Annotated in this window: 26 protein-coding genes; 13 read left to right on the top strand and 13 right to left on the bottom strand. The window is 63.1% G+C overall.

Annotated features, from left to right (window positions below; all coding sequences use genetic code 11):
• The first annotated feature begins 504 nt into the window (after positions 1 to 504).
• The 7 genes from BSG09_RS11355 to BSG09_RS11325 all read left to right on the top strand — a co-directional run bounded on the left by BSG09_RS11355 (position 505) and on the right by BSG09_RS11325 (position 7,871).
• On the top strand, positions 505 to 1,422 hold the full coding sequence (locus BSG09_RS11355; protein WP_092933179.1) for an alpha/beta fold hydrolase: 918 nt from the start codon (positions 505 to 507) through the stop codon (positions 1,420 to 1,422).
• A gap of 220 nt (positions 1,423 to 1,642) precedes the next feature.
• Positions 1,643 to 2,317 (top strand): helix-turn-helix domain-containing protein, encoded by a 675-nt coding sequence (locus BSG09_RS11350; protein WP_092933177.1) that lies wholly within the window; start codon positions 1,643 to 1,645, stop codon positions 2,315 to 2,317.
• Positions 2,318 to 2,722: 405 nt separating this feature from the next.
• Entirely contained in the window at positions 2,723 to 4,411 is a 1,689-nt protein-coding gene (locus BSG09_RS11345; protein ID WP_092933175.1) for a 4Fe-4S ferredoxin N-terminal domain-containing protein, read from the top strand.
• Positions 4,408 to 5,760: an NrfD/PsrC family molybdoenzyme membrane anchor subunit gene (nrfD, locus tag BSG09_RS11340; protein WP_092933173.1), complete on the top strand. Its 1,353-nt coding sequence runs from the start codon at positions 4,408 to 4,410 to the stop codon at positions 5,758 to 5,760. Before BSG09_RS11345 ends, nrfD begins: the two co-directional genes overlap by 4 nt.
• Positions 5,757 to 6,068, top strand: a complete 312-nt coding sequence (locus BSG09_RS11335) for a hypothetical protein (protein ID WP_092933171.1) — start codon at positions 5,757 to 5,759, stop codon at positions 6,066 to 6,068. Before nrfD ends, BSG09_RS11335 begins: the two co-directional genes overlap by 4 nt.
• A 238-nt stretch (positions 6,069 to 6,306) precedes the next feature.
• Complete coding sequence (locus BSG09_RS11330; protein ID WP_092933169.1) at positions 6,307 to 7,398, top strand: Mrp/NBP35 family ATP-binding protein; 1,092 nt, start codon at positions 6,307 to 6,309, stop codon at positions 7,396 to 7,398.
• Positions 7,399 to 7,544: 146 nt separating this feature from the next.
• Positions 7,545 to 7,871 carry a cupin domain-containing protein gene (locus tag BSG09_RS11325; protein ID WP_092933167.1) on the top strand — a complete coding sequence of 109 codons (327 nt, stop codon included), beginning with the start codon at positions 7,545 to 7,547 and terminating at the stop codon, positions 7,869 to 7,871.
• Positions 7,872 to 7,966: 95 nt separating this feature from the next.
• Here the strand turns inward: BSG09_RS11325 and BSG09_RS11320 are convergent, their stop codons facing one another.
• The 3 genes from BSG09_RS11320 to BSG09_RS11310 all read right to left on the bottom strand — a co-directional run bounded on the left by BSG09_RS11320 (position 7,967) and on the right by BSG09_RS11310 (position 10,513).
• On the bottom strand, positions 7,967 to 9,103 hold the full coding sequence (locus BSG09_RS11320) for an asparagine synthase C-terminal domain-containing protein (protein WP_092933165.1): 1,137 nt from the start codon (positions 9,101 to 9,103) through the stop codon (positions 7,967 to 7,969).
• Complete coding sequence (locus BSG09_RS11315; protein WP_092933163.1) at positions 9,100 to 9,783, bottom strand: PHP domain-containing protein; 684 nt, start codon at positions 9,781 to 9,783, stop codon at positions 9,100 to 9,102. Before BSG09_RS11315 ends, BSG09_RS11320 begins: the two co-directional genes overlap by 4 nt.
• A 190-nt stretch (positions 9,784 to 9,973) precedes the next feature.
• Positions 9,974 to 10,513 (bottom strand): OsmC family protein, encoded by a 540-nt coding sequence (locus BSG09_RS11310; RefSeq protein ID WP_092933161.1) that lies wholly within the window; start codon positions 10,511 to 10,513, stop codon positions 9,974 to 9,976.
• A gap of 342 nt (positions 10,514 to 10,855) precedes the next feature.
• On the opposite strand from BSG09_RS11310, the gene BSG09_RS11305 reads away from it, so the two are divergent.
• Both BSG09_RS11305 and purL read left to right on the top strand, forming a co-directional pair.
• Entirely contained in the window at positions 10,856 to 11,404 is a 549-nt protein-coding gene (locus tag BSG09_RS11305; RefSeq protein WP_092933159.1) for an OsmC family protein, read from the top strand.
• Between the two features lie 163 nt (positions 11,405 to 11,567).
• On the top strand, positions 11,568 to 13,724 hold the full coding sequence (purL, locus tag BSG09_RS11300; RefSeq protein ID WP_092933157.1) for a phosphoribosylformylglycinamidine synthase subunit PurL: 2,157 nt from the start codon (positions 11,568 to 11,570) through the stop codon (positions 13,722 to 13,724).
• A gap of 140 nt (positions 13,725 to 13,864) precedes the next feature.
• Here the strand turns inward: purL and BSG09_RS11295 are convergent, their stop codons facing one another.
• From BSG09_RS11295 to BSG09_RS11280, 4 genes are all read right to left on the bottom strand, one after another.
• Positions 13,865 to 15,724: a PAS domain-containing sensor histidine kinase gene (locus BSG09_RS11295; protein WP_092933155.1), complete on the bottom strand. Its 1,860-nt coding sequence runs from the start codon at positions 15,722 to 15,724 to the stop codon at positions 13,865 to 13,867.
• Positions 15,725 to 15,968: 244 nt separating this feature from the next.
• The gene (locus BSG09_RS11290) at positions 15,969 to 17,126 is read right to left on the bottom strand and encodes a pyridoxal phosphate-dependent aminotransferase (RefSeq protein WP_092933153.1); all 1,158 of its coding nucleotides are present in this window, start codon (positions 17,124 to 17,126) and stop codon (positions 15,969 to 15,971) included.
• Positions 17,127 to 17,128: 2 nt separating this feature from the next.
• Complete coding sequence (locus BSG09_RS11285; RefSeq protein WP_092933151.1) at positions 17,129 to 17,614, bottom strand: Lrp/AsnC family transcriptional regulator; 486 nt, start codon at positions 17,612 to 17,614, stop codon at positions 17,129 to 17,131.
• A gap of 133 nt (positions 17,615 to 17,747) precedes the next feature.
• Positions 17,748 to 18,443, bottom strand: a complete 696-nt coding sequence (locus BSG09_RS11280) for a hypothetical protein (protein ID WP_092933149.1) — start codon at positions 18,441 to 18,443, stop codon at positions 17,748 to 17,750.
• A 266-nt stretch (positions 18,444 to 18,709) separates the two neighbouring features.
• Here BSG09_RS11280 and BSG09_RS11275 point away from each other — a divergent pair, with 266 nt between their 5' ends.
• The gene (locus tag BSG09_RS11275; protein ID WP_092933147.1) at positions 18,710 to 18,937 is read left to right on the top strand and encodes a hypothetical protein; all 228 of its coding nucleotides are present in this window, start codon (positions 18,710 to 18,712) and stop codon (positions 18,935 to 18,937) included.
• Positions 18,938 to 19,000: 63 nt separating this feature from the next.
• Here the strand turns inward: BSG09_RS11275 and BSG09_RS11270 are convergent, their stop codons facing one another.
• Positions 19,001 to 19,450 carry a pyridoxamine 5'-phosphate oxidase family protein gene (locus tag BSG09_RS11270; protein WP_092933145.1) on the bottom strand — a complete coding sequence of 150 codons (450 nt, stop codon included), beginning with the start codon at positions 19,448 to 19,450 and terminating at the stop codon, positions 19,001 to 19,003.
• A gap of 202 nt (positions 19,451 to 19,652) precedes the next feature.
• On the opposite strand from BSG09_RS11270, the gene BSG09_RS11265 reads away from it, so the two are divergent.
• Positions 19,653 to 20,216 carry a thioredoxin family protein gene (locus BSG09_RS11265; protein WP_092933143.1) on the top strand — a complete coding sequence of 188 codons (564 nt, stop codon included), beginning with the start codon at positions 19,653 to 19,655 and terminating at the stop codon, positions 20,214 to 20,216.
• A 162-nt stretch (positions 20,217 to 20,378) separates the two neighbouring features.
• On the opposite strand, the gene BSG09_RS11260 is transcribed toward BSG09_RS11265, so the two are convergent.
• The gene (locus BSG09_RS11260; protein WP_092933141.1) at positions 20,379 to 21,479 is read right to left on the bottom strand and encodes an NADH:flavin oxidoreductase/NADH oxidase; all 1,101 of its coding nucleotides are present in this window, start codon (positions 21,477 to 21,479) and stop codon (positions 20,379 to 20,381) included.
• A gap of 118 nt (positions 21,480 to 21,597) precedes the next feature.
• Here BSG09_RS11260 and BSG09_RS11255 point away from each other — a divergent pair, with 118 nt between their 5' ends.
• A complete protein-coding gene (locus tag BSG09_RS11255; RefSeq protein WP_092933139.1) occupies positions 21,598 to 22,437 on the top strand; it encodes a BtpA/SgcQ family protein in 840 nt (279 codons plus the stop codon).
• On the opposite strand, the gene BSG09_RS11250 is transcribed toward BSG09_RS11255, so the two are convergent.
• The 4 genes from BSG09_RS11250 to BSG09_RS11235 all read right to left on the bottom strand — a co-directional run bounded on the left by BSG09_RS11250 (position 22,420) and on the right by BSG09_RS11235 (position 25,846).
• Entirely contained in the window at positions 22,420 to 23,658 is a 1,239-nt protein-coding gene (locus tag BSG09_RS11250; RefSeq protein WP_092933138.1) for a tripartite tricarboxylate transporter permease, read from the bottom strand. The two genes, BSG09_RS11255 and BSG09_RS11250, sit on opposite strands and share 18 nt — an antisense overlap.
• Positions 23,659 to 23,805: 147 nt before the next feature.
• Positions 23,806 to 24,150, bottom strand: coding sequence for a 50S ribosomal protein P1 (rpl12p, locus tag BSG09_RS11245; protein ID WP_092933136.1), 345 nt, complete (start codon positions 24,148 to 24,150; stop codon positions 23,806 to 23,808).
• Between the two features lie 21 nt (positions 24,151 to 24,171).
• On the bottom strand, positions 24,172 to 25,212 hold the full coding sequence (locus tag BSG09_RS11240; protein ID WP_092933134.1) for a 50S ribosomal protein L10: 1,041 nt from the start codon (positions 25,210 to 25,212) through the stop codon (positions 24,172 to 24,174).
• Position 25,213: 1 nt separating this feature from the next.
• Positions 25,214 to 25,846, bottom strand: coding sequence for a 50S ribosomal protein L1 (locus tag BSG09_RS11235; RefSeq protein ID WP_008010406.1), 633 nt, complete (start codon positions 25,844 to 25,846; stop codon positions 25,214 to 25,216).
• Positions 25,847 to 26,095: 249 nt separating this feature from the next.
• On the opposite strand from BSG09_RS11235, the gene BSG09_RS11230 reads away from it, so the two are divergent.
• Complete coding sequence (locus tag BSG09_RS11230; protein ID WP_092933132.1) at positions 26,096 to 26,704, top strand: hypothetical protein; 609 nt, start codon at positions 26,096 to 26,098, stop codon at positions 26,702 to 26,704.
• Positions 26,705 to 26,748 lie beyond the last annotated feature (44 nt).

Genomic DNA, 26,748 nt, shown 5'->3' with positions numbered 1-26,748 from the left:
ATCATGGTTCCAAGGGCTCTGAGTAATGAATCGCCGGATGCGGTCTTCATGAACATCCATTCGTTTCCCAATGCCACGCAAGGTTTTGTGGCTGCCGGGGCGCACTAACCCCTCAACGTAGGCAAGTGCCATCCGCCACGTATTGGCGGCACGCGCCCACGACGAGCCGTCGGGCCGCGTCGTGAACGCGGCCCGAACTGGGTCAAGAAATCGCCGAATCGCCAACTTTGGATTCTGTATCCGGCAGTTGATTTGGGCCATGCAAACTCAAAGGCGTCCAGCGAAGATTGCGGTGCCGATTCAACCGCCGAAGTAGTAATACACACTTACAACCTACGTCGAATCCGACGGCGAGGAGCACATCGATCTCCACTTTTGTTCGACCGACTGTCTTCGCGTCTGGACGTGATGCCCCGTCCACGGTTCGACCTGCGCCGGACAAACCCTCGCCCGCAGCGATAATATCCCAACCGATATCCCGATCCGCAGTGCAGGTGTCCTCAAATGGGGACGTACTCGAGGTCGACGGCGTCGGCGGCGCAACTCGAGGCTGCGCTGCCATCGGCTGTCGACGCGATGTCGACCCGCAGAACGGTCAACGGTGTCGAGTTACACGTCATCACTGCTGGCGATCGAGCGGATCCGGTAGTCGTCTTGCTCCATGGGTTTCCCGAGTACTGGTATGGCTGGCGGGAGGTGATCGGCCCACTCGTCGATGCCGGTTATCGCGTCCTCGTTCCGGACCAGCGGGGATACAACCGGAGCGAGAAACCCGACGGCGTGCCAGCATACCGAACAGACGAACTCACACGGGACATCGTTGAGTTGCTTGCAACTGAATCGTGCGACACAGCCCATGTCGTAGGCCACGACTGGGGAGGGGTCATCGCTTGGGAGTTGGCATGTCGGTTCCCCGAGGTCGTCGACCGGCTCGCCATCGTCAACGCGCCCCATCCGACCGCCTACCAGCGACAACTGCTCTCAAATCCCGAGCAACTGCGTCGGAGCTGGTATGCCATCTGTTTTCAGCCCCCGTGGCTTCCCGAACTCGCCTGTCGGTACGACGACTACCGGCTCCTCGAGCGAGCACTTCGGGGGACGGCCGCACCGGGAACGTTCACCGACGGTGAACTGGCCCGCTATCGGCGGGCCTGGGGCCGAGATGGTGCGCTCACCGGGATGTTGAACTGGTATCGGGCGGCGCCTCGGGATCCGCCGCAACTCCCGACTGATCGGATCGACGCACCGACGCTCGTCGTCTGGGGCGAGGACGACACAGCGCTTGTCCCCGCGTTGGCGGTCGATAGCGCAGGGTTCTGTGCGACGAGTCGCCTCGAGCTCCTGTCGGCGACGAGTCACTGGGTGCCCCACGAAGCGCCCGACCGACTCTGTAACCACCTCATCGACCACCTCGGAGGGTGATCGGTCTGCACGCGGCCCCGGGACCCATCTTTACCCGATCGGAGAAGTGGCAACGCTTGCTCGTAGCACCTCACCACGGCTGAGACGGTCTGCTGTCCCGCTGTCCCGGCCCGACTGCAGAACGGTCGCGGTCCCACCGGAAATGACTGACAGTAGTCGGTATGAAAAGATTGCGAACATATTCGTGGCCACGGGACAGAGGTACACTGAACGCGCTCGTATGGCCCACGCGACACTCACGATCACGATGCCCGAGGAGGTCTGGATTCATCAGCTATCGACGGCCTACCCCGAGTCGACCTTTCGGGTGCTCGCGGCCGTTCCCGGGCCTGAATCCGGGTTTGCCCTCGTTCGGATCACTGGTCCGACGGTTTCGGCAGTGATCGAGGCGATGGCCGAGCATCCACAGCTCACAGAACTGACGGTCGCCCAACAGGATATTCACGAGGCGACAGTTCACTTCGAAGCGACAACGCCACTGCTGTTGGTGTCCTCGCGAGAGTCCGGTGTCCCGATCGAACTCCCGATCGAAATCGTCGATGGCGAGGCAACTGTCGAGGTCACCGGCTCCCGAGAGCGGCTGGCGAAACTCGCCGACCAACTCGAGCGGTTTGGGTTCCAGTACCGGATCGACAACGTCCGCGAGCGACTCCACGAACGGCAACTGCTCTCGGAGCGGCAACTCGAAGTCGTCGTCGCTGCCGTCGACGCAGGCTACTACGACACCCCACGGCGCTGTTCACTGACCGACCTCGCGGCCCATCTCGACATCGCCAAATCGACGTGTAGCGAGACGCTTCACCGAGCCGAAGAAGCGATTATCAAACAGTTCGTTGCAGAGCTTCCGGGTGCTGCCGAGCATGTGGAAGTCGAGGATCGACCGACGAGCGCATGAGACCGTTCTGTATTGTCGGCCACTGCGTTGAGACACATCGATCCCAGTGCAGGAGTTGTCGCCGTAAAAAAACGATCACCGAACCGGCACGTTGAACCGTGTTCCGGGCGAGGTGATACCGAACTGTCGTTTCTCGGGTGTCGAGCCGACGCTTTGAGATCGAACCTCGAGTGTTGACGCCCGAGTATCCGCGCTCGAGCGCGTCGCTGGTCCACGTTGACAGCCGTTAACTTATATATACGAACATAGTCGGCCCGATTCTCACGTGCTGGAAATCAGCTCTATACTTCATCCAATTTGGGTTGTGAGCGAGGGATGAGGATCCACAAATGAACGATTTGAAGTGCATGCCGTCGAGTACTCTCGGCATGACACCAGTGTCATATTCAGAGGTGTTCTGATCTGATGAGTACGGATGACGAATCATTCCATCCACTCGGAAACGAGTGGGAAGGCGAACTCGAGTCGATGCTCGATGATACCGAGTACGATAGCCAACTCGGTATGGACATGGCCCGTGACGCGATGCGGGTCACCGAAGGCGAGCTTTCCGAGGCCGAATTCCACGAGAAATATCACGACGACGTGATGGAGGAGTTCGGCGAGGACGAGCGCCCGACCAAGGAGGCCTACGAGAAGGCCCAAGAAGAGACCAAGGGCACGGTCTCCCGGATGCTCGACAAGTTCGACGGTGACGGCGAACAGACCCGTCGTGAAGCGATGAAGAAGATGGGTGTCGGCGCGGCAGCCGTCGGCGTCGGTGCGTGGGGCACCGTCGACGACGGTCCCGAGGCCAGCGTCGCCGAAGGTGGCCACGGTGGGGGCACCGAGACTCACGAACACCCCGATACCCAGTGGGGGATGACGATCGACCTGGAACGCTGTGACGGCTGTCTGACCTGCATGACGGCCTGCCAGCAGGAGAACGACCTCGACCAGGGCGTCAACTGGATGTACGTCATGGCCTGGGAAGACCGCAATCACTCCTCGCCCGATGGTGGGCAAGGTCTGGTCGACTCCGGTGCTTACACCGACTTCAACATGGGGAGCGACTTCAACATGCTCGTGCGACCGTGCCAGCACTGCACGGACGCTCCCTGTGAGAAGGTCTGTCCGACGACGGCCCGTCACACCCGTGACAAGGACGGCATCGTGTTGACCGACTACGACGTCTGTATCGGCTGCCGATACTGTCAGGTTGCCTGCCCGTACGGTGTCAACTACTTCCAGTGGGAGGACCCAAGCGTCGAATACGAGGACATCGACGGCCTCGAGAACCCTGAAGACCCCGACGAGATCACGCACGCCGAGTACGAACACGGCGAGCGGTGGGTCGACAGTCGTGCCCCGCGTGGCGTCATGAGCAAGTGTACGTTCTGTCCGTCCATGCAGGACGGCAAACAGGGCGATGACATGGTCGGGACGACCGCCTGTGAATCGGCCTGTCCGCCGAACGCGATCCAGTTCGGTGACGTCAACGACGAGAAGAGCGACTCGTACCAGCACCGCGAGCACCCGGTCAAGAGCCGAGCCGTCGCCCACCTGAGCGGCGACCACATCAGCAGCAATCGGTACGTTCCCGGTCCGGAGACGGTCAACGAAACGCTCAGCGAGAGCGACGACATCGAGTCCGCGATCGCGGCGCTCGACGCCGCCAACGAGAGCCGGACCTTCGATGAGGAGGTGCTGTCGATGATGAAAGCGATCGACATCGTCAGCGAGCGACTCGAGCCTGGTGACAACAAAAACACCACCATGATCCAGAACGAACGGACCATTCTCGAGTCCCTCGATGCCATCGAAGGGTACGTCGACCTCGAGAGCGAGGACGCCCTCGATACGCTGAACCTTGACGACGGCAGCGAAGAGAGCGCACGGTTCCAGCTCCAGCAGTACGTGGGCAATCCGAGCTCGTTCAACCTGCTCGACCACATCGGGACGAACCCGAACGTCACGTACCTCGGTGCGGAGCCTGGATCGGACGCCTATCAGGTCGAAGGCCCGACCAAGTACGAAGATGCCGGGCTCCTCGACAGGCGGCAGGAAAAACTCGATAATGAGACCGTCGGTCACATTGACGGGGTGTCGCTATGAGCACGAAGGAGCCAACCGAAGCGGACATCCTTCGTCCGATCAACACGCTCACGAAGAAGTACTTCGTTCTGTACGGTATCGCGACGCTTGCCCTTCTGGTCTTCCTCGCAGGCTGGGCCTACCAGCTCCAGGAAGGGCTTGTCGTCACCGGGCTCGGTGACTGGGGCTCCGGTGGCGGTTCGACGTGGGGACTGTATATCGGCGCGTTCATCTGGTGGGTCGGTGTCGCTCACGGCGGGATCATCCTCTCGGCGGCTGTCCGGCTGCTCGGGATGGATCGGTACATGCCGATCGCCCGACTCGCAGAGATGACGACTATCGGTGGCCTCTCGGCCGCCGGTTTCTACATTCTGGTCCACATGGGCCGGCCGGACCGGATGGTCACGAGCGTCATCGGTCACTACCACATTACGGTCAACAACTCGCCGCTGGTGTGGGACGTGACGGTCATTACGGCCTACTTCGTGCTGTCGGCGACCTATCTCGGGCTCACGCTCCGATACGACGTCAGCCGACTGCGCGACCAGCTCCCTGACCGCTTCGAGCCGATCTACAAGATCATGACGCTTGGCTACACCAAGCAAGAAGACGAGATCATCGAGCGGATGGTCTGGTGGCTCGCAGCCGCAGTCATCATCATGGCCCCGCTCCTGCTCCACGGCGGCGTCATCCCGTGGCTGTTCGCGCTGCTCCCGGCGATGCCTGCCTGGACTGGCGGCATTCAGGGCCCGATGTTCCTGAGCATCGCGCTGATGTCGGCAATCGGTGGTGTGACCATCATCTCGTATGCGTTCCGACGCGCCTACGACTGGGATCACATCATCACTGACGACATCTTCCGCGGGCTGCTCCTGTGGCTCGGGTTCTTCACCCTGCTGTTCCTCTGGTTCCAGCTCCAGTTCGTCCTCAACGGTGTCTTCCTTGGACCGAACGCGAAAGCAGTCTCGGCCGAAGCGAAGCTCGCGCACCCGCTCTATCAGGGTGCGATGTTCCTGATCTTCAGTACGCTCGTGTACATCTTCCTGCAGACGATCCGTCCGTCGCTGTTCAGCAAGAAGCGAGCGCTCCTCGCCAGCGGGATCATCCTCACGGGAACACTGACCGAGAAGGTCCTGTTCGTCGTCGAAGGATTCAAGCACCCGGTGTTCGACATCTACGCCAACACGCCCGGGACCTACTTCCCGAGCCTGATCGAGTGGGCGTCGCTCGCTGGGACGGCCGGACTGGTGGCACTTTTATTCCTCAACCTCTCGAAGCTCGTCCCAGTGGTCGAGCTCCACGCGGTCGAGCACATGCGTGGCGACCACGCACACGGTGACGAGGCGACCGAACCCGAGGTGGAAGCATGAGTCCAGCACTGACAACATTCGCATCGGAACTCCTGTATCACGGCTACGACGGCACTAGCGGTTTCACCGGCTTCCCCAATGAGGGGACCTGGGTCATCTTCGCGATCATCCTGGTCCCGGTCTACATCATGCTCGCAGCATGGTTCCTTGGAAAGCCGCGAGACACGTCGACCGGACTGCTCGGCGTTGGCTATCTCGTCGGCCTGACGACCTCGATGTGGGTCGGGATGTTCATCCTGACCGTCCTGATCGGTGTCGTCTTCTACGGCGGTCCGCCGGAGCCAATCAGCAGCGTCGGCCCACCGTAACCGACGTCCGTATCGAATTCCGAACACCGATTTCGTTTTTTTGCGATCACAGTCACAGTCGAGACTGCTATAGTAACACCTGAAACGAGTTCGACAGTATTCGCACAGCTGTCGTGCGATCAGGTGGACACTGCGTTTCAGTAGCTACGATAGTCCCCACTCCGTATATCATTCTCCACGCCCGAACCATCACACGTATCCCGTTCCGGGCCCTTCGTACGGCTAGTACATCGACACTATGACCATCACTGCACACGAGCTCGAAATCAAACTCGAGGAGGTCGAGGATCCGGACATCGGCGAGGATATCGTCTCGCTTGGGTTGGTCAACGACGTCACGATCGACGACGAGACGGCTCGCATCTCGCTTGCGTTTAACGCGCCATACGCGCCCTCCGAGATGGAGATCGGCAACCAGATCCGCGACGTCATCGAAGACGCCGGTCTCGAGGCCGACCTGCGAGCACACGTCGATGAGGAACACGGCTTCGACGACGAGGTTCTCCCCCGCGTTCGCAACGTCATCGCCGTCTCCTCGGGCAAAGGTGGGGTCGGCAAGACGACGGTCGCGGCCAACCTCGCAGCCGGACTCGAGAAACGCGGTGCGATGGTCGGGCTTCTTGACGCCGACATTCACGGGCCAAACGTTCCCCAGATCCTCCCGGCCGAGAGCGACCCTGGCGTCACGCCCAACGAGGAAATCGTGCCGCCGCGCTCGGACGGTGTTCGCATCATCAGCATGGGCATGATGATGGAAAACGAGGACGATCCCGCGATCCTTCGCGGCCCGATGGTCAACAAGTTCATGATGAAGTTCTTAGAGGGCGTCGAGTGGGGCCGACTCGACTACCTGATCGTCGACCTGCCGCCGGGAACCGGCGACGCGACGCTGAACCTGCTGCAGTCGATGCCCGTCACCGGTGCCGTTGTCGTCACGACGCCCCAGGAGATGGCACTCGACGACACCCGCAAGGGGATCCAGATGTTCAACAAACACGACACCCCCGTCCTGGGCGTCGTCGAGAACATGAGTTCCTTCATCTGCCCGTCCTGTGGCGACCAGCACGGCCTGTTCGGCACCGGCGGAGCGGACACCATCGTCGACAAGTACGATGTGCCGTTGCTGGGCCGGATCCCGATCCATCCCGACTTCGGGGCCGACGGCAGCCAAGGCGCACTCGTCAAAAACGACGACAGCGAGGTCCAGAGTCATCTCGAGGACGTCGTCGGCGAGGTCGCCGACCGCGTCGGCGAGGCCAACCGCCGGACGGTCTCGGAAAACATCACGCAAGAACCGGCGAACAAGCTGCCGACTGAGACGGAAGACTGAGACCGACACCTCCCAGTCAGTGCCGGCACACCACGGATCGAAGGTGCACCGGGACACAGCGATAGCGCCCGTATGAGCGCACACGGCTCGTTCTGACCTGCAGTTCTCCCCTGCCGTTATGGGCTCGCCCGTCGAACTGACTCGATATGCGAGACGAATACGCCAACGCGATCGCCGACCTCGAGCCAGCTGACGGCGCTGTCGAAAGTACGGAACTGGTCGTCAGCGACGACGTGCTCGTGAAAGCGTTCGCGCTCGGGCCGGGCGCGGAACTCGAGGCACACGACCACGGTGATAGTACGAACGTCTTTCACGTCCTCGAGGGGACGGTAACAGTCATCCAGGGCGACGAGCACGACGAAATCGATGCGCCCGGGGTCGTCCACCACGACCGGGGCGTCGTCCACGGTGCGAGAAACGACACCGACGAGACGGTCGTCTTTACCGCGAGTCTCTGCCCGATGCCGTCCTGAGACGGACGCCTGTCAGTCAGTGCCGGCCGGCCGCGACCGTCCTGCGGGCGGGCCGGGACAGCGGGACAGCAGACCGTCTGAGACGAAGCGCGTCCTTACTCGGCAGCCGTCTCCGCATCCTCGAGCAGCGACGCGACGTATTTCGTGACGTGATCGTCCATTCGGCGCTTGTAGCCGGCTTGGCGGGCGAGCCGGTCGAGTTCGCGGGCGACGAGGCTGCCGTACTGGACGGCCTTTTTGTCCCTGTTGGCGACCTCGGCGGGCAGATAGCGGGCTGCCACGCGTCGGAAGCCACGTTTTCGTTCGTCCTCGTCGGCTAGCAACTCGTCCGGCAGGCGAAGCGCCGCCGCGACGACGGCGTCGTGCAGCAGCGGCGCGACCGGCTCGAGTCCCGTCGCTTCGATCGTCAGCACGTCCCGCGGCAGTTGGTCGGGAAGGCTCCGAATTCCCTCACGGACGGCTCCGCGGACTGTTTCGGCGTCGACCCGATGGTCGAGGTGGACGACCTTCTCGTAGCCGCCGAACAGTTCGTCGGCTCCCTGTCCGACCGCGAGCGCGTCAAATCCGTCGGCGGCGACGCGTTCGCCCACCAGATACAGCGGCAGAGCGATCTGGACGTCCATCGCGTTCGTCCGCCCGATCGCCCGTGCAACCTCGGGGACGGCCCGCTCGAGGTCTGCCGGCTCGAGATCGACAACCGTGAGGTCGCGACCCATCGCGTCGGCGGCTGTCCGCGCGGCCTCGACGTCGTGGCTGTCGGGAAAGCCGACGACGTACAGCGGCGCGTCGAGTAGTTCGGCGACCAGCGCCGAATCGACACCGCCGGAGAAGGCGACAGCAACGTCTCGATCGTCCTGAGTGACGGCCTCGCTGGCCGTCCGAACGGCACGCTCGAGGGCGTTGATGGCGGCCGCGGGGTCCGTCTCGGGCGTCGGTTCGGGAAGACGCCAGTGTGATTCCGGCTCGGGCAGTGACTCACCGACAGGTGCGACCGCGCCGGCCGGGAAAAGCGTCGGATCCTCGAGTGCGCTCGGCTCGAATGCCCACGCCGCAGTCTGGCGTTCGGTGTCGGGGTCGGTGTCGACGTACAGCGGGACCCGGCCGAGGACGTCACGAACCAGACGGCCGTCGAGCTCGCCGGCGAAGCCGGTCGTTCCCGGGAGTGATTCGGCGTCGGCGAGTGCGCCGCGAACAGTCGCTGGATCGGCACCGCGAATCGTTGGTTCAGTCATCGGAGAAGGTTCAAAACGCGGCCAACTCGTCTCGTGACGCCGCCGGCGAACTGCTGGACGCTGATCCGCCAGGGCGTGCGCTTTCCTTCGACGGTCGTCCGCCCGTCCGCGATCGCTGCAAGGATCGCCTCTGCGGAGCGTTCGGTGGCGTCGACGCGGGTAACTGCTTGCCCGACCATCTCGCTGATGTGGGCGTCGCTGCCGGCAGTCATTGGCAGCCCTCGTGATCGGGCGTAGCGTTCTGCCTGTCGGTTCGCCCGACCGGTAAACAGCCGCGAATTGTAGACCTCGATGGCGTCGCCTGCTGCGAGTTGCTCGCGAGAGACCCGGGCCATGACGCCGTGGCGAGCCTCCTGAAAGGGATGCGGAATGACCGCCAGTCCGTCCTGATCGTGAATTGCCTCGAGCGTCGACTCGAAGGACAAACCGGGTGGTACCGCTTCCTCGAGGCCCAGTCCCAGTATGTGCCCCGCCTGACTCGAGATTTCCATCCCCGGAATGCCGACGAGGCCGTACTCGGGGGCACGCTGGGCGGCCTCGAGACTCGCGTCGATCTCGTCGTGATCGGTCACTGCGATCGCATCGAGACCGATCGCCTCGGCCTGCTCCAAGATGAGTTCGACCGGATCCCGGCCGTCGTAAGACAGCGCCGAGTGCGTGTGGAGTTCGACCGACAGCACGAACGTACGTTTAGACGGCCTGACCAAAAGCGCCTCGATTAGCCGTGCGACTCGCGTCGCGATTACGGCACGCGTCGAGACGGAAAACGAGTGAACTTGAGGCGGCTCGGAAGCGACAGCGGAACTCGAGCGTTCGATCAGTCGAAGTCGAGGCCAGAGTGAGTATGCACGGATCGAACGCGACGCCGCGTTACTCCGCTGTTGCGTGGTGAATGTCGACCGTCACTTCGTTCTCGAGGTTATCGAGGATAGGCGAACTCGCGTGTGCCGCCTCCTGTACCGCTTCGAGTTCGGCCGTCGACGCGGGCGACTCGATGTGTGCGGTACACTCGATGTGATCGAAGCCGGGCCGGACGTCGTCGGCGAGTCCGAGGAGGCCGCGCATGTCAGCACGACCTTCGAACTCGAGGCGGATCTCGGAAATCTCGAGATCTCGCTTTGCGCCGTGGGCGGCGTAGGTAATCGTCAGACAGGTGCCGAGCGAGGACAGCAACTGCTCGAGTGCGTTCGGTGCGTCACGATGGCCGAACAACGCACCTTCCATGGTGAACTCGGGCGAGTCGACGAGTGTGCCCCCTTTTTCGATCTCACTGACGGTTGTTTCACACGTCGTGTCGCCCGTCCACTCCGTTTCTGCGAAAAACCGGAATGCAGCGTTTTCCGGGTCGTCCTCGGCAGCGGCGGTGAGCTGTTCGAACTTCTCCATATCGATTCCGTTCTTCAGAGTCATGCAGATACTATCCAATACCAGGTAGCGCTGGCCCGGTTGTAAACCCGGCGGAAATAGACATTATTTCCGAATGCGATGAGATAACTATACCCGACGTGCACCTCGTTCTAAGATGTGCTGTTGAGCATATTGATCTCGAAAATAGACGTAATACGTCCGTTACTGTTCGTTTAAGAGGATTCAGTAGCTAGTGCCGACCGCAACCCGACCCAGGAACGCAAAATAGTCGGTGTTAAGTAAGTATGAATATTGCTAGTTCTTCCTAATCTGATACCATATGTTGTGACTACTTCGAAAGGGTTATCGCAGTCCGCAGGCAACTGAGTATTGCACAATTTACTCATGACCAGTATAAACGGACTCGACGTCGACGAACTCGAGTCGCTCATCGAAGGAGTCGCTGCAGAGCCAGCGCAAGCGTCGTTCACGTTCCGTGCTGAAACGGAGTGGACGGGTGGCTTCGCAAGCGAGACACGCATTAGCGACTTCGAACAGAACGAGGAGACGATCGAGTCGCCGGAGTTCACCGTGACCGGCGACGAGCCAGCTGCGTTGCTCGGCGAACGGGACGGCCCGAACGCGGTCGAACACCTCCTGGCTGCCATCGGCTCGTGTCTCAGCGTGACCTACGCGGGCCACGCCGCTGCGAAGGGCATCGAAATCGACGATATGCACTTCGAATTCGAGGGCGACATCGACCTGCGGGGCTTCCTCGGGTTGAGCGACGACGTCCGGGCAGGGTACGAAGAGATTCGTGCCACGGCCCATATCGACGCCGACGCGTCGGATGAGGAACTCGAGGCGTTACACGAGGAAGTCCTCGAGACGTCACCGCTGTACGACAACGTGACGAACCAGGTGTCTCTCGAGTTCGATCTCGATTTCGAATAAGGACGTCACGACGCGCGTAGCCGTCGAGGACCGTCAAGCTCCTGCTTCGTTTTCCTGCCGTCGATCGCTCGACCGCGAGCCAGCCGCTCGAGCGACCGAAATCAATATCCACGAACGTGCATATGGAAACCCCTTTACCGGCCGACTTTCATCACCTAGATGAATGAGTCTTGCCGATTCGGACCGCGAACTCGTCGTCTCCGAGTTAGACCGAGAGCCCACCCGGGCGGAGGCGGCGCTGTTCGAGAACCTCTGGAGCGAGCACTGTGCGTACCGCTCCTCGCGACCGCTGCTGTCGGCGTTCGACAGCGAGGGTGACCAAGTCGTCATCGGACCGGGCGACGACGCGGCAGTCGTTGCACTCCCCGACAGCGGCGACGGAGACGGGAACAGTGACACGTACATCACAATGGGAATCGAGAGCCACAACCACCCCTCCTACGTCGACCCGTTCGACGGCGCAGCAACCGGCGTCGGCGGCATCGTCCGGGACACGCTCTCGATGGGTGCGTACCCGATCGCGCTCGCGGACTCGCTGTACTTCGGCGAGTTCGACGACGACCACTCGAAGTATCTCTTCGAGGGCGTCGTGGAGGGGATCAGCCACTACGGGAACTGTATCGGCGTCCCCACGGTCGCCGGCAGCGTCGATTTCCATCCCAAATACGAGGGCAACCCGCTGGTCAACGTCGCCTGTGTCGGCCTGACCAACGAGGAGCGACTCGTCACCGCCGAGGCCCAGGAGCCGGGCAACAAGCTCGTCCTCGTCGGTAACGCTACCGGTCGCGACGGACTTGGCGGCGCGAGCTTCGCCAGCGAGGACCTCGCCGAAGACGCCGAAACCGAAGACCGTCCCGCAGTGCAGGTCGGCGACCCCTACGCCGAGAAGCTGCTTATCGAAGCGAACGAGGCACTCGTCGATGAGGACCTGATCGAATCGGCCCGCGACCTCGGTGCCGCCGGCCTCGGCGGTGCCTCGAGCGAGATGGTTGCCAAAGCTGATCTGGGCGCACAGATCGACCTCGAGCGTGTCCACCAGCGCGAGCCGAACATGAACGCCATGGAGATCCTGCTCGCCGAATCCCAGGAGCGGATGTGCTACGAGGTCGAACCCGACAACGTCGACCGCGTACGCGAGATCGTCGAGCGCTTCGATCTCGGCTGTTCGGTCATCGGCGAAGTCACCGACGGTAACTACGTCTGTACGTTCGAGGGCGAGACGGTCGTCGACGTCGACGCCTACTTCCTCGGCGAAGGCGCGCCGATGAACGACCTCCCGACCGAGGAACCCGAACAACCCGAAACCGACCTCCCAGATGCCGATCTCGAGGACGCGTTCGACGCCATCGTTGCGAGTCCGAACACGGCCTCGAAGCGGTGGGTCTACCGCCAGTACGACCACGAAGTCGGCGTCCGCACGAGCGTGGGGCCGGGCGACGACGCGGCCATCATCGCCGTCCGCGAAGCCGAGCAGGGACTGGCAATCTCCTCCGGTGCGGCACCCAACTGGACCAACGTCGCGCCTTACGAGGGAGCCCGCGCGGTCGCGCTCGAGAACGCGATGAACATCGCGGCCAAGGGCGCGACGCCGCTGGCTGCAGTCGACTGTCTCAACGGTGGCAATCCGGAGAAAGACGACGTGTACGGCGGCTTCACCGGTATCGTCGACGGCCTCGCCGAGATGTGTGAGACGCTGTCGACGCCGGTCGTTGGCGGAAACGTCTCGCTGTACAACGACTCTGTTGCAGGGCCGATCCCACCGACGCCGACACTGGCGATGGTCGGTGCCAAAGACGGCTACGACGCGCCGCCGCTGTCGGTCGAAACCGACGGCGAGCTCGTGCTCGTCGGTGACCTCGGACTCGAGGCCGACGACGCCCGACTGGGTGGCTCCGAGTACCTCGCACAGTTCGACGGCAGCGACCGGTTCCCCGAACTGCCCGACGATCCCACCGGCGTCGTCGAGACGCTGGCGGCGGTCGCAAATGACGAGTCGACACTTGCCGTCCACGACATCAGCCACGGTGGCCTCGCGGTCGCACTCGCCGAGATGGTCACTGACGACGCTGGGCTCGAGGTGTCGCTTCCCGGCGACGATCCCGCGGGTGAACTCTTCCACGAACAGCCCGGTCGCGCACTGATCCAGACCGAGTCGGTCGAGGCGGTCCGCGAAGCGTTCGACGGCGTCGCACCGGTCGTCGAACTCGGCTCCGCGACCGACGACGGGCGACTCACGATCGCCGTCGCCGACCGGACGATCGAGACCGACGCGAGCGAAATCGCCGAGCGACGCGCGACGATCGAACGCGAACTCGAGTAACGGTTGGATCGACGGGTCGATTCCGCGAGCGGTACTTCTCTTGGTATTCGTCGGGTCGATTCGGTGACCGAATCGACAGTTTCGGAGCGCTCGATGGCGAGTCCGACATTGACGTCGCCCGCGATTCGCTCGTTGGGGGCCTACGAGAGCCGTCGCTCGAGGGTCGTAATCTCTCGAATTTCGACTCGCGTGCCGCCGTTGTCGTCGTTGGTGACGGTACACGTCCAGTCGTGGGCTTCAGCGATGGCACGGACGAGCGCGAGGCCAAGCCCGTCGATTGCAGTCTCATCGTCGGCGGTCGGATCGAGCACCCGATCGTGTGCAGTTGGCGGGATTTCGGCGGCATCGTCACGTATGAAAAAGCCCCGTGTTCCGTCGTCGAATCCGACCAGTCCGATCTGGATCGTCACGTCGTTGTCGGCTCGCGCGGCGGCGCTGTCGAAGGCCGTCTCGAGGAGGCGAACGAATCGGTCGGGACCGGCCCGGAGCGTGGCCGTCGCGTCGACGATGAGTGCGTCTTCATCGATCTGCGAGTCGGTGACAGCATCGGCGATCGCCGATTCGAGACGGAGGCGGCTCCGGGTGCCCACTGCCGTGGCGTTCCGGGCAAACTCACGGACGTCGTCGACTAAGCATTCGGCCCGGTCGAGCGTGGTCTCGACGGTGTTTTCTGCCAGCGGGAACTCCCACTCATCGATGTCGTCGTCCTCGAGTGCGTCGGCGACCGCTTCGAGTTGGCGCTGCAAGTCGTTCGAGAGGATGTCCGCGACGGCTTCGAGACGCTCGGTCTGGCGCTCGAGTTCGGCAGTCCGATCTCTGAGGACTCGTTCTCTGTCGGCCCGGTCGAGGGCGGCGCGCGTGTTCTCGACGAGCGTCGAGACGAGGTCGACGTCGCGCTCGTCAAAGCGGTGAGGATCGAACGAGCCGGTCATGAGCACGCCGTGGGTACCGATAGGCGCGATAATCTCCGAGCGAAGCGGTGTCTCGGGATTGTAGAGGTCGTCGGTCTCTGAGAGGTCGTCGAATAGTTCGACATCGCCGGCCTCGAAGACGTCCCAGACGAGACCCTCACCGGGGTTGAACCGCGGCAGGCCGCCGAACTCGTCGTGGGCACCGGCAGTGCCGGCGACCGGCTCGAGATAGCCGTGTTCCTGATCGAGCAACCAAATGCCGCTGATGGGCAAATCGAGCAAGTCGCTGCCCGAGTGGACGGCGATCGCACAAATCTCCTCGGGGTCGTCGGACCCGAGGAGCCACCGGGTAACCTCGTGAAGTGACGTGACGACGCGATCGTACTCGTGTTGATCGGTAATATCTCGGATGATGGCGGCGACAGTCGCCGCGCGGTCCTCGATGGGGACGAATCGGAACTCGCCCATCCGGTCGTCGCCGTCCGGGCCGATATACGGCAGGTCGAGCTGGCAACGCTCGGCGGTGCCGATGTCGATGTCGGTGATCGCCCGCCCGATTTCGACGGCATCGTCGTCGTCGATGCCCGCCAGCTCGGTCAGCGTCTCGACGTGCTCGCCGACGAGCTGTGAGCGGTCCGCGCCAATGACCGATTCGGTCGCGCTGTTGACGGTGACGATCTCACGGTTGCGATCCAACGTGACGACAGCGTCGCGAATCGCCTCGACGACCGCGGCGTGTTGGGCCAGCGTCGTCTCCTGGGCCTTGCGCTCGCTGACGTCGCGCATGTAGACCGACAGCCCCGTCTCGGAAGGATAGGCGCGGGCCTCGAACCACGTCTCGAGGTGTGTGTGATAGATCTCGAAGGAGACTGGTACCTGCTCGTCCATCGCGCGGTGGAACCCGTCGGGGAACTGTGTCTCGACGGTCTGGGGGAATTCGTCCCACATGACCCGGCCGATCAGCTCCTCGCGGGAGCGTTTCAGCAGTGTCTCGGCCCGCTCGTTGAGGTAGGTAAACCGAAAGCCAGTGTCGAGCGCGAAGAAAGCGTCAGTGACGCGATCGACGATCGGGATGGAGCGCGTCGTCACGACGCTGTCCCTCCGCAAGCCGATCGGCTCGTCTCACTCGCGCGCTCGAGGCGCACACCACTCACGGTCGCTCCCATCATCGGCGGACAGTCAGCCCATTGTTTGTGAAACCCCTATTTGAGTGCCGTGACTGAGCGGCGCTGTGGGGTGTGTCCAACAGTGTCTGTCACTCGGGCTGCAGCTCATCGATGTCGCCGGTCGGGACTTTCTTGTTCGAGAACAGAGACCGACGCTCGAGCGCGATTCAGGTGTGATCCGCGACGAACGCCTCGATCCGGTTCAGCGCTTTCCGGAGGTCTTCGAGGCCGGTCGCATAGGAGACGCGCAGGTGGCCTTCGCCGACGTCGCCGAAGACATCGCCGGGGACGACCGCGACGCCCTGCTCGCGCAGGACTTCCTCGGCGAACTCCTCGGCGGTAAAGCCCTCGGGCACCTCGGGGAAGCAGTAGAACGCCCCCTTGGCCTCGAAGACGTCCATCCCGATCTCACGAAACCGCGAGAGGACGAACCGACGTCGGCGGTCGTATTCCTCGACCATCTCCGAGACGTCGTTGTCACAGGAGTCAAGGGCCTCGAGCGCGGCGTACTGGGCCGTCGTCGGGGCCGAGAGCATCGTGTACTGGTGGATCTTGTTCATCGCGCCGATGGCGTCGGCCGGCCCGAGCGCGTAGCCAAGCCGGAGGCCGGTCATCGCGTGGGCCTTCGAGAAGCCGTTGAAGACGATGGTCCGCTCGCGCATCCCCTCGAGGCTCGCGATCGAGATGTGCTCGCCGTCGTAGGTGAGTTCGGCGTAGATCTCGTCGGAGAAGACCGTCAGGTCGTGTTCGCGCGCGAACTCGGCGATCGGCTCTAAGTCCTCCTCGGGCATGATCGCCCCCGTCGGGTTGTTGGGATAACAGAGGACGAGCACGTCCGCGTCGGCCGCACCGGCTTCCTCGAGGCCCTCGACGGTGAGCCGGAAGTCGTCTTCCTCCTTGGTTGGGACCGACAACACCTCGCCGCCGGCGAAGATCACGCCGGGCTCGTAGGAGATGTACGCCGGCTGGGCGATCGCGACCGTGTCACCGGGGTTGACGAACGCTCGGAAGGCGAGATCGACGGCTTCGCTCGCGCCGGCAGTGACGATGATCTCCTCGTCGGGATCGTAGCCCAGTTCGAACCGGTCGGCGACGTAGTCGGCGATCGCCTCGCGGAGTTCTCGCTTGCCACGGTTTGCCGTATACGAGGTTTTGCCCTGCTCTAAGGAGGTGATCGCGGCGTCGCGGGCCGCCCACGGCGTCGCGAAGTCGGGTTCGCCGACGCCAAGCGAAATGACATCGTCGCGTTCCTCGGCGATTTCGAAAAACCGGCGGATGCCCGACGGTGGGACCGCCTGCACCCGGTCTGACAGTTCGAACGTCATGGTCAGGGTGAGAACGAAAGGCGGTCGTCGTCCTCGCCATCACCGAGTTCGATCCCGTTTTCCTTGTAGGAGGTCATCACGTAGTGGGTGACCGTCTGGGTGATCTCGGGGACGGGCGCGACCTTCTCGCTGATGAATTGGGAAACCTCGCGGATGGAGTCGCCTTCGACTTCCATATCGAAGTCGTAGTCGCCACTGACCAGCCGCAAGGCCGTGACCTGCGGGAACCGTGCGAGGCGCTCTGCGATGTCGTCGTAGCCCGTCTCGCGGTCGAGACGGACGTTCAACTCGACCTCGGCGCGGACGCGCTCGTCCTCGAGCCGATCCCAGTCGACGACCGCCTGGTAGCCACGTACCAGACCTGCTGCCTCGAGTTCCTCGATGGCTGCCTCGACCTCGTCTTCCTCGAGGTCGGTCATTCGCGCGATATCGGCCGCCGAGTATCGCGCGTTCTCACGAAGCAACTCGAGCACCTCGCGTTCGCTCATATCCCTTCGAAGCGCGAGCGTGAGTAAAGGTCTAACGTTCTTCTCGCGTTCGTCGCGCCGACGACAGGCTGCGTTCCCGCGTGACTGCCCGCCCGGGTGAGACGAAGACCGGACAGTACTCGTGGTCGAGGTATCAGCGGTAATTCTTGAACAGTAACGCCCGCACGTCGTCTTTCGTCTGGACCTGTTCGGTCGAGCCGTCGGGGAGGTCGACGGCGTACCGGTAGTCTGCTGAACTCGATTCCTGCCACTTGTCGTCGTGGGTCTCGAGCAGGCTCATCATCTCGTTTAACATATCGTCGTCGTCGGCCGATCCATTCCCGCCGCTGTCGTCGTCGGTCGAGCCGCTCGCATCAGTGTCATCATCAGTGCTGTCCGTAGTCGCGCCTGTGTCGACATCCGTCTCGATTCTGTCGGCTGCGTCCGATCCAATACCCAATTCGTCGTCTCCGTCGTCCGTCTCCGAGTCGTCCTCTACGGATTCGTCGTCGGTCGCCGTCGCGTCAGTCACCCCGGACTCGCGGTCGGCGTCGTCGTCCGGTTGCTCGTCGCCCGTCGCCTCATCTTCGATGTAGGAGACTTCCTCGAGTTCGTGGGGATCGTCGTCACCGTCGATGGCAGCGCCGACGGAGGCTGCGACGTCGTCGGTCGCCGAGGAGTCGAACTCGTCGGCATCGAGTTCGATCTCGCCGTCGAGATTGTCGATCAGGAACTGGACGGCGTCGCGTTCGCGGACGAAGCCGTACTTGCCAACGACGGATTCGGAGATTTCCTCACGGAGATACTGAATGCAGGCGTACTGTTCGTCGGTGACCTCGAGTGTCTTCATACCCCGTTGATGACCCTGAAGGTACAAATATGTGAGTCGTCGCAACCTGTGGGTCGGTGTCAGTAGATCGATCTCGAGACGATAGCTGCGTTGCCACGGCTCATACTGCCGGACAAAACGGTTCAGACCTCGATCGCACCCAAGACGCTGTCGCCGACGGCGACAGCCGTCGAGACGCGATCGAGTAGTCACTGACTGTTGTCCGGTAGTATCAGAATGGTCGAGCACTGGATTCAAGTGATGTGAGTTGACATATTCAGTCGGCTATGGACGATGTGCTCGAACTCGTCGATCTCGTCGCCGATTCGGAACTCGAAGGCGTATTCGTCTGGCTGCTTCGGCTGGTCGGATTGGTTGCGGTGGTAGCCGGCCTTGGACTCTGGCTGCTGACCGACATGGGGATACTCGTCTTGCCGCTCATCCTAATCGTCGTCGGGATCGCCTTGCTCGTCGTTCCAAGCGTCCTGCTCTCGATCGCTGAACTGTTCGGCTAGCACCGGGCTGCCGACTCGTCGGCTACTGCGTCGAGTTCCGGTTCGGGAGCTATCGCAGATCGATCAGGACCGAGATGGTACCTCTTTCCGTCCCGTCAGCGTGTCGGGATCGAGGCTGAAAAAGTGGAACGTGACCTCGTCTCGCGGCCGTTCGAAGATGTCGACGTGTGGGATCTGAATCGCCCACATCCCCTGTACCGCACTGGATTCGTACGGTTTCTCCTCGATATCGTCGAGCGTGCCCGTCGCGATGACACTTTCCCACTTGCCGTCGGATCTGCCGTAGACGACAAAAGAGACGGGCTGGTCGATGAGATCACTCTTCCGGCTGTCTTCGGGCGTCGACAGCTGATAGTACAACCGTTTCTCATCCGCGTTGTAGCCGTAGGACACCGGTATCGAAACCGGCGGCTCGTCTGACCCGGGGGCAAACGAAAGGACGCCTGTCCCACCACGACCGAGGAAGTCAGCGATCTCGTCATCGCTCATCTGGAGCCAGCGCAACCCTTGCATATCCCGGTTGACGATGCGAGCGAAGAAAAGAGGTTGTCACGACAAGCCTGACAGTCAGCACAGGCTGTCGATCCGGCTGCCACCCAGACGACGGCCCCGATCAGTAACGAGCAGCCAGTCACGTGCCTCCGTCACCGACTAGTTACTCGAGCCAGCCAAGCCGAGCGGGAGCGTTAAGGACGAACGACCCGAACAATCTGGCATGGTACTGACGGAATCCGAATCCGAACTCGAGGCCGGCGACGCCGCGCCAGACTTCGAACTCGAGGGTGTCGACGGAACCACCTACTCGCTCGAGTCGTTTGCCGACAACGAGGCGCTGTTGGTCGTCTTTACGTGCAATCACTGTCCATACGCACAAGCGAAGTTCGACCTGTTGAACGACCTCTCGACGGAGTACGACGACGTTGCGATTGTCGGAATCAACCCCAACGATGCCGAGGAATATCCCGACGACTCGTTCGAGGCGATGCAAACGTACGTCGACGACGGAACAATCGACTACGACGCCTATCTCCGTGACGAGAGTCAGGCGGTTGCCCGGGCGTACGGTGCAGTCTGTACGCCGGATCCGTTCCTCTTTGCTCGTTCGGACGGCGAGTTCCAGCTGGTCTATCACGGCCGCCTCGACGACGCGCTGAATCCCGACGACGAGCCAACCAGGTTCCACATTCGGGAGGCGATCGATGCCGTACTGGCCGGCGAGGAAGTCGACCTCGAGTGGCAGCCGTCACAGGGCTGTTCGATCAAGTGGAAAGACGACTAAGGGATAGCATACGGACCCCTGTCTATCAGTGCCGGCCGGCCGCGATCGTCCTGCGGTCGGGCCGGGACAGCGAGACAGCAGCCCGTCTCAGTCACCGACCGTCTCGACAGCTGTCCTGTCGGGATCCGTTGTAGCGTTCGACGACGGCAAGCGAGTACCGAGCTATTTGTGGACGGCCCGCCGGTACTGAACCGGCCACTGTTCTGTGATGTCGTCCGGGTCGCGCTCGAGATCGCCGACAGCACGGAGCCCGAAGTACGGATCGCGCAGGAACTCCCGTCCGACGAGCACAACGTCGGCGCGACCGTTGCGAACCAGCGCGTCGGCCTGTTCGGGCTCGGTGATCCCGCCGACCGCGCCGACGGCGACGTCGGTCCCCCTGCGGACGCGTTCAGCCAGTGGCACCTGGAAGTTTGGACCGCCAGGAGCCTCCTGTTCGGGGTGAAGTCCGCCCGAGCTAACGTCAATCAGATCGACGCCGAGGCGAGCAAGATCGTCGGCCAGCCGCATGGACTGTTCGATATTCCATGACTCTCGAACCTCGAGCCAGTCGGTGCCGGAAATGCGGACGAAAAGCGGCTTCTCTTCGGGCCAGACCTCGCGGACTGCGCTGACGACCTCGCGGAGCAGTCGGGTGCGGTTCTCGAAACTGCCGCCGTAGTCGTCCGTCCGGCGGTTCGTGACCGGCGAAAGGAACTCGTGGAGCAAGTAGCCGTGGGCTGCATGAACCTCGGCGATCTCGAAGCCAGCCTCGAGCGAGCGCTCGGCCGCGGCGCGGTAGGCGTCGATCACGCCCTGAATGTCGTCGGCGTCGGCCTTGCACAGTGCCGGCCGATCGCCATCGAACGGTGGATAGGCACTCGGCGACGGCGAGAGCACTTCCCACCCACCTTCGTCGAGCTGTTTCGGCACGTTACCCTCCCACGGCCGCGTTTTGCTCGCCTTGTGGCCTGCATGGGCGAGCTGGATCCCCGGCACGGAACCCTGATTGCGGATGAACTCGGTGATCGGCTTGAGCGCTGCCGCGTGCTCGTCGCTCCAGATCCCGAGGTCGTGGGGCGTGATGCGACCGCGTGGTTCGACTGCAGTTGCCTCAGTCATGACGATGCCAGCACCGCCGACAGCGCGGCTCCCGAGATGAACCTGATGCCAGTCGGTCGCCAGCCCGTCGGGCTCACAGGAGTACTGACACATCGGAGAGACGGCGATGCGATTCGGGATCTCCGTTTCGCGCAGCGATAACGTGGAGAGCAAGTCGGCCATCGGAAAGAGATAGCCACGGCGGAGAGAAAACAGCCGTGGTGGGGGAGGAGATTGCCGGCTCGAGCCAATCGGTCTCGCTACCATAGCACGTTACCCTGCTCGCGCTCTCAGCACTGGTATGACCACGCGGACAGCACTGCTCGAGCGCTTCGATACCCACCGGCCCGCCGTCGGCATGGTTCACCTGCCGGCACTGCCCGGCGCACCGGAGTTCGACGGCGACCGCGATGCCGTGCGAGCCCGTGCGCTTGCGGATGCACGCCGACTCGCAGCTGGCGGCATCGACGGAATCGTCCTCGAGAACTTCGGAGATGCACCGTTCTATCCGGATAACGTGCCGAAACACGTCGTCGCCGAAATGACGGCGATCGCGACGGACCTGACCGACGCTGTCGACGTGCCGGTCGGCATCAACGTACTTCGCAACGACGCTGAGGCAGCGCTGTCGATCGCCGCAGCCGTTGATGCCGCGTTCGTCCGTGTCAACGTCCACGTCGGCACCGCTGCGACGGACCAGGGGGTCATCGAGGGCCGCGCCCACGAAACGCTTCGGCTCCGTGATCAGCTCGCAACCGACGTCGCGATCCTTGCGGACGTCCACGTCAAACACGCGACGCCAGTCGGCGAACAACCGATCGACCGGGCAGCGCTCGAGACGGTCGACCGCGGCAAGGCAGACGGTGTGATCGTCTCCGGGCCGGGGACCAGCGTCGAAACGCCGCTTGCAGACGTCGAACGTGTCGTCGACGGACTCGCAGCACACGGTCACGACCGGGTCCCGGTGTTCGTCGGCAGCGGTGTGACGAGTGAAACGGTCGGTGACTGTCTCGCGGCGGGCGCGGACGGCGTCATCGTGGGGACCGCGCTCAAAGCGGGCGGGGAGACGACTGCACCGGTCGCCAGCGAGCGCGTCGCGGACCTCGTCGCTGCGGCTCGGAACTCAGAGCCCGAGCAGTAGCGGGCCGATCAAGACCCCCATCAGATGAACGCGACGGGCCCCCAGTTGAACCGGCACCATCCCAACCGCGGTCGCAGCGAGGAAGATCGCGATGCCCACCACGCCGGTAAACAGATACGAAAGGACGAGCAACAGCGCGAGAACGGCTACCGATAGCTGCCAGTAGGGAAGTCGACCGACGAACTCGAGATAGGCATCCCCAACGACGAGCACGAGCGCGAAACCGGCGAGTCCCGCGAGCACGACCGCGGCAAGCAGGATCGGTATCTCGAGTGGCACGCCCAGACTGTCGACGGCGACCAACACGCCGGTCCGGGGCTGGCCGATGGCAACCAGCGCAAAGAGCGCGAAAATCGTGTTTGCAGTGTCGACGCCGCTGGTCGCGACGATATACCCTCGATCGGTGGCTCCGTCCGGAACGACGACGAGAACCGCAACGGCCGCGATCGCCGCCGTGATACCAGGCAGATAGCCGACTGCGGCACCCGCGAGCGTCCCGGCAAGCGCCGTTATCCCGACGAGCCCGCGCGACATCGTGATCTCGCAGCCGTTCTGACGGGGAAGCCCGCTCCCACGAACGGCGTCGATCAACACCGGTGCGCCGAAGAGGCCGGCAAACAGCGGCGCGAGGGTGCCGCCGGCCTTGAGCGGGGCCGCTGGCGACAGATTCAGCGTGAGCGCACCGAGTCCGGCAGCCAGCGCAAACGAGAGTAGGCCGCCAAGGCGGCGTCGCCATGTCGGCTCCGACGCGACCAGCGCGGTCACGATCATCGCAAGTACCAGTGACAGCTGTGCCCGTATCGTCGGGTAGACGGCCGTTATCACCCGGGTTACGGGAACAGCAAGCGGCACCGCGGCGAGGACAGCGAGCAGACTGCCGAGCGCAGAGAGCCTGATCGCCTCGTAGCCCCGTCCCTCGAGGACCAGCCGATGACCCGGCAGCGCAGTGACGGCCATCTCCGCATCGGGAACGCCGAGTGCCATCGCCGGCACGGCGTTCAGGAAGGTGTGGACGACACCGGCGGAGAGCATCGCACAGCCGACGAACAGCGGTGGGCCGGGGACTGACGGTGCGATTCCCGCCAGCAGGAGTGCGAAGTTGTTGGCATGAAGTCCCGGAACGAGTCCGCTACAGGTCCCACACAGCGATCCGGCGAGCACCCACGCGAGCAACTGCAGTGTCAGCGCCGGCTTGACGATGACCTCGACCGGGGCAGGCATCGCTGACTCTGGCCGCGCCTTCACGTATAAGTACTCGGCCACGCGGAGCCGCGGGTCAGTGCCTCCAGCCGCGGGTGTCGCCACTCATCCGCGAGTCCAAGAAAAAATCGGTGTGTGCAACTCGTCGAAACCGGGTCGACGGAGACGTTATCCGAAGAGTTCGCCGAGGCCCTCGCCGCTGGCCTCTTCGTCCTCTTCTTCTTCGTCTTCGTCCGCCGTGTCCGGCACGTCGCTGGTCTCTTCAGCCTCGTCGCCGTCATCGTCGCCACCTTCCGCGGCTGCGGCACCGCCTGCGGCGGCTCCGCCAGCGGGAACGGCAGCGGCTTCCTCGACAGCCTCGTCGATGTCGACGTCCTCGAGCGCGGCGACGAGCGCCTTGACGCGGGACTCTTCGACGTCGACGCCGGCAGCGTCGAGCACGTTCGTGAGGTTGTCTTCGTTGATCTCTTCGCCCGATTCGTTCAGGATGAGTGCAGCGTATACGTATTCCATTGGTGTATCCTCCGTTAGTTGTTATCCGAACATTTCGCCGAGACCGGCCGCGCCGTCGCCGTCGTCTTCGTCGTCATCATCGTCGGCGTCGGCGTCCTCGGTCTCAGCCTCGTCTTCGGTCTGGTCGTCTGCCGATTCGTCCTCGTCGTCGGCTGCCGCCGGAGCGGCCGCCTCGACGTCCTGAAGCTCCTCAGGGAGTGCCTCCTCGTCGTCGATCTGAGTCGCAAGCGCACGCAGCTGTGCGTCGGCCTTGCTGACGAGGTCGGGCATGAGGGCTTCGTCCTCGATCGCGGCCTGCAGGCCGAGGCTCTTGGCCTCGCCCGTGGCTTTGGCGATGAGCGTCGGTGCGGTCGCCGCGGTCGGGAAGCTCGCGTTGATCGAGAGGTTCTGGGCGCGAGCAGCGGCCGTCGACACGTCGCTCTGGTAGGCCTCGACGTCGATGTCGAGGTCCGCGGGGTCGAACAGGACACCGTCAGCGATGACGGCGCGCAGGTCGAGTCCGACTTCCTTGGGCTCGATACCCAACTCGTTGAGGACGTTCGATAGATCCGCAGAGACTTCCTCGCCGGCCTCTAAGACCGTCGAGTCCTCCATGACCTGGATCGACCCCTCTTCGATGCGTGCGTTCGCGCCGATGCTCTGGAGTTCGCCGACGAACGGCCCCGGGTCGACACCGGTGTCCCCTTCGGGGATCACGATGTCGTTCGGAGCGACCTCGCCCTCGTTGATCGGAGCGGGCGTCTTCGACGCCTCGAGCTCCTTGTACAGCGAGAACGGGTTCTCGTTCGTGCCGACGATGCCGACCTGTCCCTCGATGTGCTCGACGAGGTCGCCAAGACCGGCGTCCTCGAGCGCACGCGTCTGCAGGGTGTTGCGGCTGACGCGCAACTCGGCGGTGCCGTGCAGGTCGCGGCGCATGTCCTGAAGCTGCTTCGAAGGAATGCCGGCGATGCCGACGATGCCGACGCTCTCGTACTCGCTGATGATCTCGGCGAGTTCGTCGACTTCCTCTTTCTTCCACTGGGGAAGGTTCTCGGTTTTGCGTTCAGCCTGTGCGCTCATTCTAGGCCACCTCCACGGACGGCCCCATCGTCGTCTTCACGTAGACGGCGTCGATGTTCTGGGGCCCCTTTTCGAGGTCGGCGTGCAGGCGACGCAGGATGACGTCGATGTTGTCGGCGATCGCTTCGGCATCCATGTCTTCGGCACCGACGAGGGTGTGGAAGGTTCGTCGGTCACCGGAGCGAAGCTGCACGGTGTTTTTGAGCCGGTTGACGGTTTCGACGACGTCGTCGTCGGGTGCGAGCGGGTCCGGCATCTTCCCACGGGGACCGAGAATGGTACCCAGGTGCCGGGCGATGTCTTGCATCATCGCCTCTTCGGCGATGAAGAAGTCCGTCTCGTCGGCCATGTCCTTGGCCTCGTCGTCGTCCAGATCGGCCACGTCGTCTCCCGAGAGGACCTCGTCCGCTGCCTCTTCGGCGCGGACTGCGGTTTCTCCCTCGGCGATGACGACGATGCGAGTTTCCTGTCCGGTTCCGGACGGAAGGACGATCGACTCGTCAACGCGGTTCGACGGTTCGTTCAGGTCTAAGTCGCGCAGATTAATCGCGAGGTCGACCGTCTCGGTAAAGTTCCGATCGGGCGAATCCTCGAGTGCGCGGGCTACTGCTGTTTCGATATCCGAATCTGCCATCGTTCACCTCCGTAGTACGCAGGAGTGCTCCTACGGGTCAGTGAAACAGGCGATGCCTGTCTCCGTTGAACCAAGTGTCATCGCAGACTTAAACCCGTCGAACTACCCGCGTGCTCGGGTGTGACCGCGTCTCATCACGATCGTCCCCCAAGTGAAGGCGGACCGATACGGACGACCGTCTCGATGTCAAACGGAATGTCATCCTGACAATCAAAAGTTCTATTATAAGATCCCGTGTAATATACGTCGATGTGGCCATTAGACTTATATACTATCGGTGGGCGCCCGGGGCTGGGGTCGGCCGTCTCGCTGTCCGGCGCGGGTAGCATGATCACAGCGTATCGATCGCTCGAGCCGTTCGTTCGGGTTGGAATCCAGTTCGCCGTCGCTGTGCTCGTCACGACGATCGTGCTCGGGTTGCTCCATCGTTACGGGAGCAAAGCGGTACGGAAATCGCGACGGAGTCCCGTCATCTCGATCGGGATTGGGGGCCCGAGTCTGCTCGTCGTCAGCGCTCTCGCGGGGACGGGCTATCTCATCGTCGACACCAGTATCGGGGTGTTCTTCGGCATCCCGCTGGTCATTCTCGGAGCGGCGGTCATTCCGGTGGTGCTTGCGATCGGGCTCACCGCGATCGGCCGGACGATCGCCTCACGGTTCGGAACCGACCGGCTGTGGGCCGGCATCGTCGTCGGCTCGCTCGTAAGCGGGGTCGCCGGGCTGGCGCTCCCGGCGACTGTCGCGGTTGCTGGCCTCGCCGGCGCGCTCGGGCTCGGTGCGAGCATTCGCGTGCTGTTTGGCAGTGCTGGGACGGCACGACCCGACGAGCGAACCGTCCCGCCCGCGAACAAAATATAAGGCTCTCGTGAATCGCGAGGCAGCACTGACGCACTCCGTTGCTG

Source organism: Natrinema hispanicum (assembly GCF_900111485.1).
Classification (GTDB): Archaea; Halobacteriota; Halobacteria; order Halobacteriales; family Natrialbaceae; genus Natrinema; species Natrinema hispanicum_A.
The sequence above is the reverse complement of the archived record's forward strand: the minus strand, read 5'-3'. Positions and strand labels throughout refer to the sequence as shown.

Coding starts and splice junctions, on each gene's coding strand:
- BSG09_RS11290 (WP_092933153.1), bottom strand. CDS start 17,126: ATGACGTTCGAACTGTCAGACCGGGTGCAGGCGGTCCCACCGTCGGGC.
- BSG09_RS11355 (WP_092933179.1), top strand. CDS start 505: ATGGGGACGTACTCGAGGTCGACGGCGTCGGCGGCGCAACTCGAGGCT.
- BSG09_RS11250 (WP_092933138.1), bottom strand. CDS start 23,658: ATGCCTGCCCCGGTCGAGGTCATCGTCAAGCCGGCGCTGACACTGCAG.
- BSG09_RS11270 (WP_092933145.1), bottom strand. CDS start 19,450: ATGCAAGGGTTGCGCTGGCTCCAGATGAGCGATGACGAGATCGCTGAC.
- BSG09_RS11345 (WP_092933175.1), top strand. CDS start 2,723: ATGAGTACGGATGACGAATCATTCCATCCACTCGGAAACGAGTGGGAA.
- BSG09_RS11260 (WP_092933141.1), bottom strand. CDS start 21,479: ATGGCCGACTTGCTCTCCACGTTATCGCTGCGCGAAACGGAGATCCCG.
- BSG09_RS11305 (WP_092933159.1), top strand. CDS start 10,856: ATGACCAGTATAAACGGACTCGACGTCGACGAACTCGAGTCGCTCATC.
- BSG09_RS11235 (WP_008010406.1), bottom strand. CDS start 25,846: ATGGCAGATTCGGATATCGAAACAGCAGTAGCCCGCGCACTCGAGGAT.
- BSG09_RS11325 (WP_092933167.1), top strand. CDS start 7,545: ATGCGAGACGAATACGCCAACGCGATCGCCGACCTCGAGCCAGCTGAC.
- purL (WP_092933157.1), top strand. CDS start 11,568: ATGAGTCTTGCCGATTCGGACCGCGAACTCGTCGTCTCCGAGTTAGAC.
- rpl12p (WP_092933136.1), bottom strand. CDS start 24,150: ATGGAATACGTATACGCTGCACTCATCCTGAACGAATCGGGCGAAGAG.
- BSG09_RS11230 (WP_092933132.1), top strand. CDS start 26,096: ATGTGGCCATTAGACTTATATACTATCGGTGGGCGCCCGGGGCTGGGG.
- BSG09_RS11280 (WP_092933149.1), bottom strand. CDS start 18,443: ATGAAGACACTCGAGGTCACCGACGAACAGTACGCCTGCATTCAGTAT.
- BSG09_RS11255 (WP_092933139.1), top strand. CDS start 21,598: ATGACCACGCGGACAGCACTGCTCGAGCGCTTCGATACCCACCGGCCC.
- BSG09_RS11240 (WP_092933134.1), bottom strand. CDS start 25,212: ATGAGCGCACAGGCTGAACGCAAAACCGAGAACCTTCCCCAGTGGAAG.
- BSG09_RS11285 (WP_092933151.1), bottom strand. CDS start 17,614: ATGAGCGAACGCGAGGTGCTCGAGTTGCTTCGTGAGAACGCGCGATAC.
- BSG09_RS11335 (WP_092933171.1), top strand. CDS start 5,757: ATGAGTCCAGCACTGACAACATTCGCATCGGAACTCCTGTATCACGGC.
- BSG09_RS11310 (WP_092933161.1), bottom strand. CDS start 10,513: ATGACTCTGAAGAACGGAATCGATATGGAGAAGTTCGAACAGCTCACC.
- BSG09_RS11320 (WP_092933165.1), bottom strand. CDS start 9,103: ATGACTGAACCAACGATTCGCGGTGCCGATCCAGCGACTGTTCGCGGC.
- nrfD (WP_092933173.1), top strand. CDS start 4,408: ATGAGCACGAAGGAGCCAACCGAAGCGGACATCCTTCGTCCGATCAAC.
- BSG09_RS11350 (WP_092933177.1), top strand. CDS start 1,643: ATGGCCCACGCGACACTCACGATCACGATGCCCGAGGAGGTCTGGATT.
- BSG09_RS11275 (WP_092933147.1), top strand. CDS start 18,710: ATGGACGATGTGCTCGAACTCGTCGATCTCGTCGCCGATTCGGAACTC.
- BSG09_RS11330 (WP_092933169.1), top strand. CDS start 6,307: ATGACCATCACTGCACACGAGCTCGAAATCAAACTCGAGGAGGTCGAG.
- BSG09_RS11265 (WP_092933143.1), top strand. CDS start 19,653: ATGGTACTGACGGAATCCGAATCCGAACTCGAGGCCGGCGACGCCGCG.